Source organism: Micromonospora sp. Utrum1 (assembly GCF_057197805.1).
Map to the genome: position 1 here is coordinate 2607688 of NZ_CM170071.1, position 14961 is coordinate 2622648.

Sequence of the window (14961 nt, forward strand, 5' to 3'; positions counted from 1 at the left end):
CGGACCGGAGCATGATGAGGGTCTCCGATGCCTGGGGAGGCCGATCGTGGATCCTGCTGACGCCCTCGCGCTGCTGATGTCACCGTCGGGGCGGGTCGACCCGTACCCGACGTACGAGCGGTTGCGCGCGCACGGCACGGTGGTCCAGGCCGGGCCGGTCTTCTACGTGGTGACCGGCTACGCGGAGGCCGACGCGATTCTCCGCGACGCCCGGTTCGGGGTGATGGACGACGACCTGCGCGACCAGTTCATGCCCGGCTGGCGGGAGAGCCCGGCGGTGCTGTCGATCTCCCGGTCGATGCTGCGCACCAACCCGCCCGACCACAGCCGGATGCGGCGGCTGGCGGCCGGCGCCTTCACCCCGCGCCGGATCGCCGCCCTGCAGGACGTGGTCGAGGCGCAGGCCCACGCGCTGGTCGACGGGATGCTGGCCCGGGGTCGCGACGGCGCCCCGGTCGACTTCATGGCCGAGTTCGCGTACCCGCTGCCGGTGGCCGTGATCTGCGCGCTGCTCGGTGTGCCGGCGGCCGACCGGCCGCTGTTCCGGCGCTGGGCCGCCGACCTGACCGGCGTGCTGGAGCCCGAGATCACCCCCGAGGAGCTGGCCGTGGCCGACCGGGGCGCGGCCGAGCTGCGCGACTACTTCACGGAGCTGGTCGCGGCCCGGCGCAGGGCCCCGGCCGACGACCTGACCACCGCGCTGGTGCAGGCGCACGACGGCCATAATTCGGCCTCCGCGCCGCCAGGCGGCGCTCCGGACCGAATGAGGGCCGACACCGACGGCGAGCGCCTCTCCGGCGACGAGCTGCTGGCCAACCTGATCGTGCTGCTGGTGGCCGGCTTCGAGACCACCACCAACCTGCTCGGCAACGGCCTGGTGGTGCTCCTCGACCATCCCCGGGAGGCGGCGACGCTGCGCGAGCACCCCGAGTTCGCGCCCGGCTACGTTGACGAGCTGCTGCGGTACGACTCACCGGTGCAGCTCACCTCCCGGATGAGCACCGCCCCGTCCCGGCACGGCGACGTCGACCTGCCCGCCGAGAGCTGGATCATCGTGATGCTCGGCGCGGCGAACCGGGATCCCCGCCGCTACCCGGCGCCCGAGCGCTTCGACCCCTGGCGCCCGCAGATCCACCCGCTCTCCTTCGGCGCCGGCCCGCACTACTGTCTCGGCGCCGGCCTGGCCCGGCTGGAGGCGCAGGTGGCGTTCCCGCTGCTGCTGCGCCGCCTGCCCGAGCTGGCCCTGGCCGGGACGCCCGAGCGGCGGAGCCGGCTCACCCTGCGCGGGTACGCCACCCTGCCGGTCACCGTGGGTGACGGGGCGGCCCCGGTCACCGATCGCGGTACGCCGGCCGGGGCGACCGGATCGACTCCGTAGACTGGTACGGCACCACTCGTCCCAGACAAGGAGCCACTCCGCGTGACCGTTCAGCCCATCCGTCTGTTCGGCGATCCGGTGCTGCGCACGCCGGCCGACCCGGTCGTCGAATTCGACGCCGAGCTGCGCAAGCTGATCGCCGACCTGACCGACACGATGCGCGAGCAGAACGGCGCCGGCCTGGCCGCGCCGCAGCTCGGGGTGGGCCTGCGGGTGTTCACCTTCGACGTGGACGACGTCCTCGGCCACCTGGTCAACCCGGTGCTGGAGTTCCCCGACGAGGAGGAGCAGGACGGCCCGGAGGGCTGCCTGTCCATCCCGGGGCTCTACTTCGACACGAAGCGCCGGCAGAACGTCATCGCCAAGGGCTTCAACGGCTACGGCGACCCGCTGCAGATCGTCGGCACCGGCCTGATGGCCCGCTGCGTGCAGCACGAGACCGACCACCTCGACGGGGTGCTCTTCGTCGACCGGCTCGACCCGGCCGGCCGCAAGGAGGCCATGAAGGCGATCCGCCAGGCCGAGTGGTACGACGAGGCCGCCCCGCCGACCGTCAAGCTCAGCCCGCACGCCGCCGGCAACCCGTTCGGCCTGGGGCGGTGACCCGGATGCGCCTGGTCTTCGCCGGCACGCCGGCCGTCGCCGTACCCGCGCTGGACGCGATCGCCGGCTCCGGCCACGAGCTGGCCGCCGTGGTCACCCGCCCCGACGCGCCCGCCGGCCGGGGCCGGGGCCTGGTCCGCTCCCCGGTCGGCGCCTGGGCCGACGCGCACGGCGTCGAGGTGCTCACCCCGGCCCGGCCCCGCGAGCCCGAGTTCCTCGACCGGCTCCGCGAGCTGGCCCCGGACTGCGTGCCGGTGGTCGCCTACGGCGCGCTGGTGCCGCCGGCGGCGCTGGAGATCCCCCGGCTGGGCTGGATCAACCTGCACTTCTCGCTGCTGCCCGCCTGGCGCGGCGCTGCGCCCGTGCAGCACGCCGTGCTGCACGGCGACGCGCTGACCGGGGCCAGCGTCTTCCAGTTGGAGGAAGGGCTGGACACCGGCCCGGTCTACGGCACCGTCACCGACGAGATCCGGCCCGCCGACACCTCCGGCGACCTGCTGGAGCGGCTCGCCGACTCCGGGGCCGGGCTGCTGGTCGCCGTGCTCGACGCGCTGGCGGCCGGCACCGCAAGGGCCGAGCCGCAGCCGGCCGACGGGGTCTCCCTGGCGCCGAAGCTGACCGTGGAGGACGCCCGGGTCCGCTGGGCCGACCCGGCCTTCGCGGTGGACCGCCGGATCCGCGCCTGCACCCCGGCCCCCGGCCCGTGGACCACCTTCCGTGGCGACCGGGTCAAGCTCGGACCGGTCACCCCGGTGGCCAACGGCCCGGAGCTGAAACCCGGCGAGCTGCTGGTGGAGAAGTCCCGGGTCCTGGCCGGCACGGGCACCGTCCCGGTGCAGCTCGGCGAGGTACGCGCGGCCGGCAAAAAGGCCATGTCGGCCGGCGACTGGGCGCGCGGCGCCCGCGTCGCCGCCGGCGAGGTGCTCGCGTGACCGGGCCGTCCGAGCCCCGGGGCGAGCGCTTCTCCGACGACGGTCCGCGCGGCGGCCGGTCCGGCGACGCCGGGCGGTTCTCCGGCGGCGAGCGGCCCCGGGACGACCGCGGCCGGCCGGAGCGCGGCGAGCGTCCCGGGCGCCGGGCCGACGGGCCGCGCGAGGGGCGCTTCGGCGCCGACCGGCGCGGCGGTGTCCGGCGTCCGGCCCGGCCGCCCGTGGACCTGCCCCGGCACGTCGCGTACCAGGCGATCGCGGCGGTGCACCGGGACGACGCGTACGCCAACCTGGTGCTGCCGGCGATGCTCCGGGACGAGGGGCTGACCGGCCGGGACGCGGCCTTCGCCACCGAGCTGACCTACGGCACGCTGCGGCACACCGGCACCCTGGACGCGATCATCACCGACGCGGCCGGCCGGGACGTGCAGCGGATCGACCCGCCGGTGCGGGACGCGCTGCGACTCGGGACGTACCAGATCCTGCACACCCGGGTGCCGGCGCACGCGGCCGTGTCGTCCACCGTGGACCTGGTCCGGATCGTCGGGCCCGGGGCCACCGGCTTCGCCAACGCGGTGCTCCGGGAGGTGGCGGGCCGGGACTCGGACGGCTGGGTGGCGAAGCTCGCCCCGTCCGAGGAGACCGACCCGATCGGCCACCTCGCGCTGGCGTACAGCCACCCGCAGTGGATCGTCCGGGCCTTCGCCGAGGCGCTCGGCGGCGACCTGCGCGAGACCGCCCGTCTGCTCATCGAGGACAACGAGCGCCCGCCGGTGCACCTGTGCGCCCGGCCGGGGCTGGCCGACCCGGTGGCGCTGGCCGACGAGGTCGGCGGGGCCCCGGGCGCCTTCTCGCCGTACGCGGTCTATCTCTCCGGCGGCGCGCCGGGGGAGCTGGCAGCGGTGGCCGACGGACGGGCGCACGTCCAGGACGAGGGCTCCCAGCTGGTGGCGAACGCCCTCGCGGTGGCGCCGCTGGACGGCCCGGACGGCCGCTGGCTCGACCTGTGTGCCGGCCCCGGCGGCAAGGCCGGCCTGCTCGGCGCCCTGGCCGCGGAGCGCGGCGCCCGGCTCACCGCGGTGGAGGTCGCCGAGCACCGGGCCCGGCTGGTCGCCCAGGCCACCCGGGCGTTGCCGGTCACCGTGGTGAACACCGACGGCCGCACGGTCGGCGCCGACCCGAAGCTGCCGGAGGGGCACTTCGACCGGGTGCTGGTCGACGCACCGTGCACCGGGCTCGGCTCGCTGCGCCGCCGGCCCGAGTCCCGCTGGCGCCGCCAGCCGTCGGACCTGCCGCCGCTGACCCGGTTGCAGCGGGAGTTGCTCACCGCCGCGCTGCGCGCGGTCCGGCCGGGCGGCCTGGTCGCCTACGTGACCTGCTCGCCGCACACCGTGGAGACGCACGTGACGGTGACCGAGGCGTCCCGCCGGTGTGGCTTCCCGGTCGACTTCGTCGACGCCCGGCCGCTGCTGCCCGCCGGCATGCCCGGGCTGGGGGACGGCCCGACCGTCCAGCTGTGGCCGCAGCGGCACGGCACCGATGCGATGTTCCTGGCGGTGCTGCGCCGGGGCTGAGCGGGGACCCGATCGACGGGTGCAGGTGAACGCGGAGCGGGGCCGCCGGTGACGGCGGCCCCGCTCCGTGCGTCGTGTGACACCCCCGGTTGACTCTTACATCGATACATGTAACTGTTCCGATCACCGGTCCGCCGACACCGGGGCCCCCACCGGAGCCCACGGGTCGCGCCACCCCGCCAGTACGTCCCGCCGACCCCCACAAGGAGTCTCCATGAGACGCAGAACGCCGACCGCGGGCCTCGCGCTCGCCCTCTTCGCCGCCGTCACGGCGACCCTGGCCGCCCCCGCACCGGCCGGCGCCGCCCCCGCGCTCGCCGCCGCGGCGCCGGACATCTCGGTGACCAACGTCCAGGCCCACCTCACCCAGCTCAACACGATCGCCGGCAACAACGGCGGCAACCGGCGGGCCGGCTCGGCCGGCTACACCGCCTCGGTCAGCTACGTGAAGGCCAAGCTCCAGGCCGCCGGCTACACGGTCAGCGAGCAGTACTGCTCCACCTGCACCTACCCGTCGAACAACCTGATCGCCGAGTGGCCGCAGGGCCCTGCCGACCAGGTGGTCATGTTCGGCGCCCACCTGGACAGCGTCTCGGCCGGCCCGGGCATCAACGACAACGGCTCCGGCTCGGCCACCCTGCTGGAGAACGCGCTGGTCCTGGCGCAGCAGAACCCGAGCATGACCAAGCGGGTGCGGTTCGCGTGGTGGACCGACGAGGAGCAGGGCCTCAACGGCTCGGAGTTCTACGTCAACCAGCTCAGCGCCACCCAGCGCGGCTACATCAAGGGCTACTACAACTTCGACATGGTCGCCTCGACCAACGGCGGCTACTTCATCAACCGGCTCACCTCCACGACGGCGGCGCCGCTGAAGGCGTACTGGGACTCGCTCAACCTCCAGCCGGAGGAGAACGTCGAGGGCCAGGGCCGCTCCGACGACTACTCCTTCCAGCAGGCCGGCATTCCCACCTCGGGTTACGCGGCCGGCGCCAGCGCGCGCAAGACCAGCACCCAGGCCGCCAAGTGGGGCGGCACGGCGAACTCCGCGTACGACCCCTGCTACCACCGCTCCTGCGACACCACCGCCAACATCAGCGCGACGGTGCTCAACCGCAGCGCCGACGGCGTGGCGTACGCGATCTGGCAGCTCGCGGTCGGCGGTGGCACCCCGACCAACGACTTCTCCGTCGCGGTGAGCCCGACCTCCGGCAGCGTCGCCCGGGGCGGCTCCACCACCGCCACGGTCAGCACCGCCACCACCGGTGGCAGCGCCCAGACCGTGAACCTCTCGGCCACCGGGGCCCCCAGCGGGGTGACGGTGAGCTTCAGCCCGTCCTCGGTCACCTCGGGCGGCTCGGCCACGATGACGGTCACGGCCTCCGCGACGGCGACCACCGGCACGTTCACCATCACGGTCATCGGCACCGGCTCGGTCACCCGCAGCGTCGGCTACACCCTCACGGTCACCGGCACCGGCGGCTGCGCCGGCGGCCAGCTCATCGGCAACAGCAGCTTCGAATCCGGCAGCACGCCGTGGACCGCCACCTCCGGCGTCATCACCAACTCGTCGAGCCAGGCGGCCCGGACCGGCTCCTACAAGGCCTGGCTGGACGGCTACGGCAGCACCCACACCGACACGCTGTCGCAGTCGGTGAGCATCCCGGCCGGGTGCGCGAGCTACACCCTGTCGTTCTGGCTGCACATCGACACGGCCGAGACCACCACGGGCACCGCCTACGACCGGCTGACCGTGCAGGTCGGCACGACCACCCTGGCCAGCTACTCCAACCTCAACGCCGCATCCGGTTACACGCAGCGCAGCTTCAACCTGGCCGCCTACGCCGGGCAGACCGTCACGCTGAAGTGGACCGGGGTGGAGGACGCCTCGCTCCAGACCAGCTTCGTCATCGACGACGTCACGCTGCAGGTGGGCTGAGCGATCCGGGCGGGGTGCGCCCGCGGCGCACCCCGCTCCCGCTCAGTTGATCGGCAGCGCCTTGCTGCCGCCGCCCTTGAGCGAGCGGGTCAGCGTCCGGTCGGAGAGCCAGAGGAAGCACTGCACGCCCCGGTCGCCGTCCTGCCACTCCTCCTTGAAGGGGTGGTAGATGATCGTGCCGGACCGGTAGACCATGTCGCTGTTGTTCGGCACCTTGACGTACTTCGCGATCAGCCCGCGGCATCCCTTGTGGGCCCGCATGGGGGTGCGCTGGAACTCGGTGTAGCTGACATCGGGGAACTGGTAGATCCCGACGAACTCGGCGTGGTGCTTGGCGGTGCAGGCGACGGGCCGCATCTCCGTCACGTCGTCCTTGACGATCTTCGGGTTGAAGCAGCTCAGCGCCAGCGGCGAGCCGGCCTTCAGGGCGTTGCGCAGGCTGCCGCTGCGCGGGGTGACGCTGCGGTCGTCCAGGCTGGCCACCTCGGAGACGTCGCAGCGGAACCAGCGGGCCCCGCCCGTCCAGGCCAGCGCCGACGGGAAGACCACCGACAGTTGCAGCCGCCCCGAGCGCCAGTCGGCGCCGACGGCCTTGTTGACCTGCTTGGTGCACTCGGCCTGCGCGGTCCGGGTGCCGGCCGACCCGGCCCGCGGGGGAGCGCCGCGCCCGGCGTCCGGGCCGGTCAGGGTGCCCACGTGCAGCGTCTCGGCCCGGTGGGTGGCGGCGCAGTCGACCGGGTTGTAGCCGCTGAGGTAGCCGACGTCCTGGATGGTGGGGTGGCAGGCGCCCGACTGGGGCACGAAGGCCGCCGGGGCGCCGAACGCGGGCCAGTCGTCGGCCAGGTCGCGGTCGACCCCGGCCGGCGCGCCGCAGCCGCCGAGTGCCAACGCCGCCGTCACGCTCACGGCGACCACCGCCCACCATCGCCGCATCGCGACCGACCTCCCCGTCGTCCGTGGTGGCGCGACCGGCGCGGAGCGCCGGGTACGCCTCGGCGGTGCAGCATACGGCACCGGAGCTCAGATGACGGGTAGTCCCTCCGGGCCGGCCCCGCGCATCGAGCGGGTCAGCTTCCGGTCGTCGCTCCACAGGAAACAGCGCACGCCCCGGTCGCCCTCCTCCCATTCCCGCTGCGACGGCGGATAGAAGATGGAACCGGCCCGGTACGGCAGGTCGGCGTTGTTGGGCACCGCGGCGAAGGCGGCGATCAGCGCCATGCAGCGCTGGTGCACCTGCGGGGCCGACCGGGTGAAGTCCGGCCAGCTCATGTCCCGCTCCTCGAAGACGCCGACGAACTCGGCGCGGTGCGGCTCGGTGCAGAGCACCGGGGCCATGTAGTTCAGGTTGTCGCCGATCAGCTTCGGGTCGAAACAGCGGTGCACCAGCGGGCTGTCGCCGACCATGGCGCCGCGCAGGCTGCCCACCCGGTTGACCGGCCGGGTGTTGTCGATGCTGTCGGTCTCGGCCAGGTCGCAGCGGAACCAGCGGGCCCCGGCCACCCAGGCGGTCACCGGGGGCAGCGCGATGTTCAGGGTGAGCCGGGCGGAGTGCCAGTCCCCGCCGATCACCTCCCGGGCCCGCTGGTCACACTCGGCGCGGGCGGTCCGCAGCGCGGGTGAGCCCGGCTCCGGCCGGGCGCCCTGCGCCGCCGCTCCGGTGAAGGTGCCGACGTGCACCGCCTCGGCCAGGTGGCTGCCCGCGCAGTCCACCGTGTCGTAGGTGGCGGCCTGCACCACGGCGGTGAGCCGGGGCAGGCAGGCGTCCGTGGCGGGGACGAACAGGCGGGGCGCCGGCAGCGCGGCCCAGTCGTCGGTGAGGTCACCGTCGGCCCGGTGCGGTGGGACACAGCCGGTCAGGACCACCGTCGCCGTGCCGGCCAGCGCCAGCGCCAGGAGCCACCGTCGCATCGTCCGCCCTTCCCGGGAGATGGCAGCCGGTCGCCGCGGCCCGTGCGGCGTTCCCCGCGGCCGGGCGTGCAGCATGTGTGACCGTCCCTGTAGGAGTTTCGCCCCGTTTCGATCGATCGGCCAGTCGCGGATGGCTTTTCGTGCCGATTATCCGCGCCGGACGGGCCGATTCTGCACCGGGGGTCACGTCTGGATCACAGCGAGTTCCCGACGGTGCCGCGCTGGCGGCGGTGGGTGACCGCGTTCGTACACTGGCCCGGTGACCGTACCGCCGCTGATCGTCGCGCCCAGCATCCTGGCCGCCGACTTCGCCCGCCTCGCCGACGAGGTCCGCGCCGTCGAGCACGCCGCCGACTGGTTGCACGTGGACGTCATGGACAACCACTTCGTGCCCAATCTGACGATCGGGCTGCCGGTGGTGCAGAGCCTGCGCGCGGCGACCGAGCTGCCCTTCGACGTGCACCTCATGATCGAGGACCCGCGCCGCTGGGCCCCCGGGTACGCCGACGCCGGGGCGTACAACGTGACGTTCCACGCCGAGGCGTGCGACGACCCGGTGGCGCTGGCCAAGGACCTGCGGTCGGCCGGGGCGAAGGCGGGGCTGGCGATCGACCGGGACACCCCGATCGAGCCGTACCTGGAGCTGCTGCCGAGCTTCGACACGCTGCTGATCATGACGATCAAGGCCGGCTTCGGCGGCCAGCGGTTCATCCCCCATCTGCTGGACAAGGTGCGCGCCGCCCGGCGGCACGCGGCGAGCGGGCACCTGGAGCTGCGTATCGAGGTGGACGGCGGGATCGCCGCGGACACCATCGAACAGGCCGCCGCGGCGGGCGCCGACGCCTTCGTCGCCGGCACCGCGGTCTACGGCGCCGACGACCCGGCCGAGGCGGTCCGCCGGCTGCGCGGCCTGGCGGAACGCGCGACGACCGGGGGCTGAGATGGAGCCGGCCGGCGATCGACCCGACGTCATCCTGGTCGTCGACGACGACGAGGACATCGCCCGCTTCGTCGAGTTCAACCTGCGGCTGCACGGCTTCGAGGTGCTGCACGCCGGCGACGGCCAGGAGGCCCTGGAGGTCATCGAGCGGCACCGGCCGGACCTGGCCGTGGTCGACCTGATGATGCCGCGGATCGACGGCCTGGAGCTGACCCGCCGGCTGCGCGCCGACCCGATGACCTCTGCCCTGCCGGTGATCATGCTGACCGCCAAGGGGATGACCTCCGACAAGGTCAACGGCCTCAGCGCCGGCGCGGACGACTACCTGGTCAAGCCGTTCGACACCGCCGAACTGGTCGCCCGGGTCAGCTCCACGCTGCGCCGCAACAAGGAGTTCCGGGAGGTCTCCCCGCTGACCGGGCTGCCCGGCAACAGCCGGATCCGGCGGGAGATCAGCGACCGGGTGCGCAGCGGCGTCGACTACGCCGTCGGCTACATCGACATCGACCGGTTCAAGAGCGTCAACGACCGCTACGGCTTCGTCCGCGGCGACGAGTTCATCTCCGCGCTGGCCCGCAGCCTGCACCGGGCGGTGGTCTCGATCGGCCTGCCGCCGGCCTTCCTCGGCCACGTCGGCGGCGACGACTTCGTCATCGTCTGCACCCCGTCCCAGGTCCGGCCGCTGACCAGCCGGGCCGTGGTCGACTTCGAGAAGGCCGCCGACGCCCTCTACGACGCCACCGACCGGGAGCGCGGCTTCGTCGAGCTGAAGGACCGGCGGGGCAACATCCGCCGGGCCGCCCTGGTCACCCTCTCGATCGGCGTCTCCCTCTCCGACTCCGGCAAACGCTTCACCGACCCGCTGGAGGCGATCGCCGTGGCATCCGAGATGAAAACGGTCGCCAAGAGCCAACCCGGCTCGTACGTGGCGGTGGACCGCCGCCGCGGAGTTACGTGATCGTGCTCAGTTCCCTGTGAGGTAGCTCGCCTCTGTGGCGCGACGCGCCGCCCGACGTGTAAGACTTCCGGTGTACCCACCACGCGCTGGCGGGGCTCGGTGAAATTCCGAACCGGCGGTGATCCACGGTCCGACCGTGGTAAGCCCGCGACCCGGACGGCTTCGGCCGGACGGTGGACCTGGTGAGAATCCGGGGCCGACGGTTGGGGTGCGGCTCGTCCGCCCCCAGAAAGTCCGGATGGGAGACAGCGCGCGGGACGGGGAGAGCCCTGCCGGGCGCGCTGAGCACCCTCAGCCGCCGCGTGGGCCCCCCGGGGTCGGCTGTGCCGTCCCCGGATCTCCGCCGCCGCGTGTCCGCGGCACCCGTGCCGCACGCTCCCTGACCCGCCCGCGCGTCGACCGACGAGCGAGAGGGCAGGGCTGGCGATGTCGAGCGTCTCCACGGACGAGGCGATGCGTCGCGCGATCGCGCTGGCCGCCCGCGGCCTCGGCGCGACCAGCCCCAACCCGGTGGTCGGCTGCGTCCTGCTGGACGCCGACGGCGAGGTCGCCGGCGAGGGCTTCCACGCGTACGCGGGCGGTCCGCACGCCGAGATCGTCGCGCTGGCCCAGGCCGGCAAGCGCGCCCGCGGCGGCACCGCGGTGGTCACCCTGGAACCCTGCGACCACACCGGCCGCACCGGCCCCTGCAGCCACGCGCTCATCGCCGCCGGCGTCGCCCGCGTGGTGATCGCCGTTCCGGACCCCAACCCGGTCGCCTCCGGCGGCGCGGCCACCCTGCGCGCCGCCGGCGTCCAGGTCGAACTCGGGGTACGCACCGAGGAGGCCGAGGCCGGCAACATCGCCTGGCTCACCTCGATGCGCCGCGGCTGGCCGTACCTGATCTGGAAGTACGCGGCCACCCTCGACGGGCGCTCCGCGGCGGCCGACGGCACCAGCATGTGGATCACCTCCGAGGCGGCCCGGATCGACGTACACGCCCTGCGCGGCACCGTCGACGCGGTGATCGCCGGGGTGGGCACCGTGCTCGCCGACGATCCCCGGCTCACCGCGCGCAACCTGCGCGACGGCACCCTGGCCATCCGGCAGCCGCTGCGCGTGGTGGTGGACAGCTCGGGGCGTACCCCGGCCGAGGCCCGGGTCCGCGACGGCGCCGCCCGGACCTGGGTCGCCACCGCCGCGGAGGTCGGGGCCGGCCCGGACGGCAAGGTCGACCTCGCGGCGCTGCTCGCGGAGCTGCACCACCGCGGCGTGCGGGCCGCGCTGCTGGAGGGCGGCCCCACCCTGGCCGGCGCGTTCCTCGCCGCCGGCCTGGTCGACAAGATCGTCGGGTACGTCGCGCCGAAGCTGCTCGGCGCCGGCCCGACCGCGCTCCTGGACGCCGGCGTGACCACCATCGCCGACGCCATCGATCTGGAGCTCACCGACGTTACGCAGGTCGGCCCCGACCTGCGGATCACCGCGCTGCCCCGGAAGAGGGAGGCCTGACATGTTCACCGGCATCGTCGAGGAACTGGGCGAGATCGTCCGGACCAGCGAAACCGGGGGTGACTCGGCGCTGGTCGCGGTCCGCGGCCCGCTGGTCACCTCGGACGCCCGGCACGGCGACTCGATCGCGGTCAACGGGGTCTGTCTCACCGTGGTCGACGTCGACGGCGGGATCTTCACCGCCGACGTGATGGGCGAGACGCTGCGCCGCACCGCGCTCGGCGCGCTGCGTCCCGGCGACCCGGTCAACCTGGAGCGGGCCGCGGCGCTGAACAGCCGCCTCGGCGGCCACCTGGTGCAGGGCCACGTCGACGGCGTCGGCGAGGTGCTGCACCGGGAGCCGGCCGCGCAGTGGGAGACGGTCCGGTTCCGGCTCCCCGCCGACCTGTCCCGCTACGTGGTGGAGAAGGGCTCGATCACCGTCGACGGCATCTCGCTGACCGTCGCCGAGGTCGGCGACGACTGGTTCTCGGTCGGGCTGATCCCCACCACCCTCAAGCTCACCACCCTCGGCGCCAAGGACGTCGGCGACCCGGTCAACCTCGAGGTCGACGTGCTGGCCAAGTACGTCGAGCGGCTGCTCGGCGACCGCGCGGCGGGCGGTGAGCGGTGATGGGACCGCTCGGCTGGCTGCTCGACGCCCAGGTGCACGTGGCCGGCTCGCCGGTGCTGGTCCGGGAGATCGTCGGTAACGTCTTCGGTCTCGTCTCGGCGCTGTTCGGGCTGCGCCGGCTGGTCTGGGCCTGGCCGGTCGGCATGATCGGCAACGCGTTGCTGTTCACCGTCTTCCTGGGCGGCGTCTTCGCCACCCCGCAGGCGCACGACCTCTACGGCCAGGCCGGCCGGCAGGTCTTCTTCTTCGCCGTCAGCGTCTACGGCTGGTGGCGCTGGTCGCGCAACCGCCGCTCCGGCGGGGAGCAGGCGGCGGTCACCCCGCGCTGGGCCACCTGGCGGGAACGGCTGGGTCTGCTCGCCGCCGCGGCGGTGGGCACCGCGGCCGCGTACCCGGTGCTGGGCGCGCTGGGCTCCTGGGGGCCGCTGCCGGATGCCTGGATCCTGGTCGGCAGCCTGCTCGCCACCTACGGCATGGCCCGGGGCTGGGTGGAGTTCTGGCTCATCTGGATCGCCGTCGACGCGGTCGGCGTGCCGCTGCTGCTCCAGGGCGGGTTCTACCCGTCGGCCGCCATGTACCTGGTCTACGGCGGGTTCTGCGCCGTCGGCCTGTACGCCTGGTGGCGCACCTCCCGGGCGACCCCGCCCGCCCGCACCCCGATTCCGCCGACGTACTCGGAGGCCGTGGCATGAGCACTTTCGGGAGCATCGAGCAGGCGGTGGCGGACATCGCCGCCGGCCGGCCCGTCGTCGTGGTCGACGACGAGGACCGGGAGAACGAGGGCGACCTGATCTTCGCGGCCGAGCTGGCCACCCCGGAGCTGGTCGCGTTCATGGTCCGCTACACCTCCGGCTACATCTGCGTGCCGCTCACCGAGAGCGAGTGCGACCGGCTGGACCTGCCGCCCATGCACCACACCAACCAGGACCGGCGGGGCACCGCGTACACGGTGACCGTGGACGCCCGGGAGGGGATCTCCACCGGCATCTCCGCCGCCGACCGGTCGCACACCATCCGGCTGCTCGCCGCCGCGTCGACCGACCCGACCGACCTGGCCCGCCCCGGGCACGTGGTGCCGCTGCGCGCCCGCGAGGGCGGGGTGCTGCGCCGCCCCGGGCACACCGAGGCGGCCGTGGACCTGACCCGGCTGGCCGGGCTGCGCCCGGCCGGGGTGCTCTGCGAGCTGGTCAACGACGACGGCACCATGATGCGCCTGCCGGACCTGGAGAAGTTCTGCGCCGAGCACGGGCTGACCCTGGTCACCATCGCCGATCTGATCGCCTACCGGCGGCGCACCGAGAAGCAGGTCGAGCAGGTCGCCGAGGCGCGGATGCCCACCCCGTACGGGGTGTTCCAGGCGCTCGGCTACCGCGCCGAGCACGACCCCGCCGAGCACGTGGCGCTGGTTATGGGCGACCTGGGCGACGGGAAGGACGTGCTGGTCCGGGTGCACTCCGAGTGCCTCACCGGCGACGTCTTCGGCTCGCTGCGCTGCGACTGCGGCCCGCAGTTGCAGGCCGCGCTGGCCCGGGTGGCCCAGGAGGGGCGCGGCGTGGTGCTCTACGTGCGCGGGCACGAGGGGCGGGGCATCGGCCTGCTGCACAAGCTCCAGGCGTACCAGCTCCAGGACCAGGGCCGGGACACCGTGGACGCGAACCTCGACCTGGGCCTGCCGGCCGATGCCCGGGACTACGGCACCGGCGCGCAGATCCTCTACGACCTCGGCGTCCGCTCGATGCGGCTGCTGACCAACAACCCCGCGAAGCGGGCCGGCCTGGAGGGGTACGGCCTCACGGTGAGCGGCCGGGAGGGACTGCCCGTGCGGTCCAACCCGGAGAACGTGCGCTACCTGCGGACCAAGCGGGACCGGATGGGCCACCTCCTGGAGGGGCTGGACGAGGTGACCGAGGCGCCGATGGGCCGCCCGGTCGCCGGCAACGAGATCGGAGCATAGACATGGCGGGTTTCGGCGAACCGGGCGTGACCGCGGTGGACGCCGGCGGGCTGACCGTCGGCATCGTGGCCGCGCGCTGGCACGGCGACCTCACCGACCACATGGTCGAGCGGGCGGTGGCCGCGGCCGAGGCGTGCGGCGCGCGGTCGGTGGTGGCCCGGGTGGCCGGCTCGGTCGAGCTGCCCGTGGTGGCCCAGGCGATGGCCCGCCGGTACGACGTGGTCGTCGCCCTCGGCGTGGTGGTGCGGGGCGCCACCGCCCACTTCGACTACGTCTGCCAGTCGGTCACCGAGGGGCTGACCCGGGTGGCGCTGGACGAGGGCAAGCCGGTGGCCCACGGGGTGCTCACCGTGGAGAACATCGAGCAGGCCCGGGACCGGGCCGGGCTGCCCGGCTCGGCGGAGGACAAGGGCTGGGCGGCCACCGTGGCGGCGCTGGACGCCGCGCTGGCGATCCGCGGCCTGGCCACCAGCGGCCAGCGGGTCGGCTTCGGCGTCTGAGCCGCGAGGCCCGCGACCCGCCGCCGACCGGCCAGCCCCGGTGCGATGCGGCCGACCAGGGGTGGCGGAGACCGGACATGTCCTTTCTCCGCCATCGATCATGACGGCGAGCTGAACTTCTGGCAGCCGAGAATCCTCGACGGCGGTGCCGACCTCACTCGGCACCGCCTGGAGGAGGAA

The 14961-nt window shown here is 74.1% G+C and carries 14 protein-coding genes and 1 riboswitch; of the genes, 12 read left to right on the top strand and 2 right to left on the bottom strand.

Going from position 1 to position 14961, the window contains the following annotated elements:
- Window positions 1-76: 76 nt before the first annotated feature.
- The 5 genes from AC0OLQ_RS12510 (at window position 77) to AC0OLQ_RS12530 (ending at window position 6420) form a co-directional block, all read left to right on the top strand.
- Complete coding sequence (locus AC0OLQ_RS12510) at window positions 77-1378, top strand: cytochrome P450 (protein ID WP_484532331.1); 1302 nt, start codon at window positions 77-79, stop codon at window positions 1376-1378.
- Window positions 1379-1420: 42 nt separating this feature from the next.
- Entirely contained in the window at window positions 1421-1981 is a 561-nt protein-coding gene (gene def / locus AC0OLQ_RS12515) for a peptide deformylase (RefSeq protein ID WP_484531449.1), read from the top strand.
- A 5-nt stretch (window positions 1982-1986) separates the two neighbouring features.
- Window positions 1987-2913: a methionyl-tRNA formyltransferase gene (gene fmt, locus AC0OLQ_RS12520; protein WP_484532332.1), complete on the top strand. Its 927-nt coding sequence runs from the start codon at window positions 1987-1989 to the stop codon at window positions 2911-2913.
- On the top strand, window positions 2910-4484 hold the full coding sequence (locus AC0OLQ_RS12525; RefSeq protein ID WP_484531450.1) for an RsmB/NOP family class I SAM-dependent RNA methyltransferase: 1575 nt from the start codon (window positions 2910-2912) through the stop codon (window positions 4482-4484). The genes fmt and AC0OLQ_RS12525 overlap by 4 nt, the downstream gene beginning before the upstream one ends.
- Before the next feature lie 214 nt (window positions 4485-4698).
- Window positions 4699-6420, top strand: a complete 1722-nt coding sequence (locus tag AC0OLQ_RS12530; RefSeq protein ID WP_484531451.1) for a M28 family metallopeptidase — start codon at window positions 4699-4701, stop codon at window positions 6418-6420.
- 42 nt (window positions 6421-6462) lie between these two features.
- Here the strand turns inward: AC0OLQ_RS12530 and AC0OLQ_RS12535 are convergent, their stop codons facing one another.
- Both AC0OLQ_RS12535 and AC0OLQ_RS12540 read right to left on the bottom strand, forming a co-directional pair.
- A complete protein-coding gene (locus AC0OLQ_RS12535) occupies window positions 6463-7353 on the bottom strand; it encodes a septum formation family protein (protein WP_484531452.1) in 891 nt (296 codons plus the stop codon).
- Between the two features lie 87 nt (window positions 7354-7440).
- Window positions 7441-8328 carry a septum formation family protein gene (locus AC0OLQ_RS12540; protein ID WP_484531453.1) on the bottom strand — a complete coding sequence of 296 codons (888 nt, stop codon included), beginning with the start codon at window positions 8326-8328 and terminating at the stop codon, window positions 7441-7443.
- Between the two features lie 259 nt (window positions 8329-8587).
- Here AC0OLQ_RS12540 and rpe point away from each other — a divergent pair, with 259 nt between their 5' ends.
- The 7 genes from rpe to ribH all read left to right on the top strand — a co-directional run bounded on the left by rpe (window position 8588) and on the right by ribH (window position 14781).
- Window positions 8588-9268 (top strand): ribulose-phosphate 3-epimerase, encoded by a 681-nt coding sequence (gene rpe / locus AC0OLQ_RS12545; RefSeq protein WP_357342503.1) that lies wholly within the window; start codon window positions 8588-8590, stop codon window positions 9266-9268.
- A 1-nt stretch (window position 9269) separates the two neighbouring features.
- Window positions 9270-10226, top strand: coding sequence for a GGDEF domain-containing response regulator (locus AC0OLQ_RS12550; RefSeq protein ID WP_357342506.1), 957 nt, complete (start codon window positions 9270-9272; stop codon window positions 10224-10226).
- Window positions 10227-10307: 81 nt separating this feature from the next.
- Window positions 10308-10480, top strand: a riboswitch (FMN riboswitch).
- Between the two features lie 172 nt (window positions 10481-10652).
- On the top strand, window positions 10653-11714 hold the full coding sequence (gene ribD / locus AC0OLQ_RS12555; protein ID WP_357342508.1) for a bifunctional diaminohydroxyphosphoribosylaminopyrimidine deaminase/5-amino-6-(5-phosphoribosylamino)uracil reductase RibD: 1062 nt from the start codon (window positions 10653-10655) through the stop codon (window positions 11712-11714).
- 1 nt (window position 11715) lies between these two features.
- Window positions 11716-12327, top strand: coding sequence for a riboflavin synthase (locus AC0OLQ_RS12560; protein ID WP_484531454.1), 612 nt, complete (start codon window positions 11716-11718; stop codon window positions 12325-12327).
- Window positions 12327-13019 carry a nicotinamide riboside transporter PnuC gene (gene pnuC, locus AC0OLQ_RS12565; RefSeq protein WP_484532333.1) on the top strand — a complete coding sequence of 231 codons (693 nt, stop codon included), beginning with the start codon at window positions 12327-12329 and terminating at the stop codon, window positions 13017-13019. The genes AC0OLQ_RS12560 and pnuC overlap by 1 nt, the downstream gene beginning before the upstream one ends.
- Window positions 13016-14281, top strand: coding sequence for a bifunctional 3,4-dihydroxy-2-butanone-4-phosphate synthase/GTP cyclohydrolase II (locus tag AC0OLQ_RS12570; RefSeq protein ID WP_484531455.1), 1266 nt, complete (start codon window positions 13016-13018; stop codon window positions 14279-14281). The genes pnuC and AC0OLQ_RS12570 overlap by 4 nt, the downstream gene beginning before the upstream one ends.
- 2 nt (window positions 14282-14283) lie before the next feature.
- Complete coding sequence (ribH, locus tag AC0OLQ_RS12575) at window positions 14284-14781, top strand: 6,7-dimethyl-8-ribityllumazine synthase (protein ID WP_357342515.1); 498 nt, start codon at window positions 14284-14286, stop codon at window positions 14779-14781.
- The last annotated feature ends 180 nt before the right edge of the window (window positions 14782-14961 follow it).

Bases quoted from the DNA above. Each gene is read 5' to 3' on its own strand.
- AC0OLQ_RS12510 (WP_484532331.1), top strand. From the start codon at position 77: ATGTCACCGTCGGGGCGGGTCGACCCGTACCCGACGTACGAGCGGTTG.
- ribH (WP_357342515.1), top strand. From the start codon at position 14,284: ATGGCGGGTTTCGGCGAACCGGGCGTGACCGCGGTGGACGCCGGCGGG.
- AC0OLQ_RS12570 (WP_484531455.1), top strand. From the start codon at position 13,016: ATGAGCACTTTCGGGAGCATCGAGCAGGCGGTGGCGGACATCGCCGCC.
- AC0OLQ_RS12530 (WP_484531451.1), top strand. From the start codon at position 4,699: ATGAGACGCAGAACGCCGACCGCGGGCCTCGCGCTCGCCCTCTTCGCC.
- AC0OLQ_RS12560 (WP_484531454.1), top strand. From the start codon at position 11,716: ATGTTCACCGGCATCGTCGAGGAACTGGGCGAGATCGTCCGGACCAGC.
- fmt (WP_484532332.1), top strand. From the start codon at position 1,987: ATGCGCCTGGTCTTCGCCGGCACGCCGGCCGTCGCCGTACCCGCGCTG.
- ribD (WP_357342508.1), top strand. From the start codon at position 10,653: ATGTCGAGCGTCTCCACGGACGAGGCGATGCGTCGCGCGATCGCGCTG.
- AC0OLQ_RS12540 (WP_484531453.1), bottom strand. From the start codon at position 8,328: ATGCGACGGTGGCTCCTGGCGCTGGCGCTGGCCGGCACGGCGACGGTG.
- AC0OLQ_RS12550 (WP_357342506.1), top strand. From the start codon at position 9,270: ATGGAGCCGGCCGGCGATCGACCCGACGTCATCCTGGTCGTCGACGAC.
- pnuC (WP_484532333.1), top strand. From the start codon at position 12,327: ATGGGACCGCTCGGCTGGCTGCTCGACGCCCAGGTGCACGTGGCCGGC.
- AC0OLQ_RS12535 (WP_484531452.1), bottom strand. From the start codon at position 7,353: ATGCGGCGATGGTGGGCGGTGGTCGCCGTGAGCGTGACGGCGGCGTTG.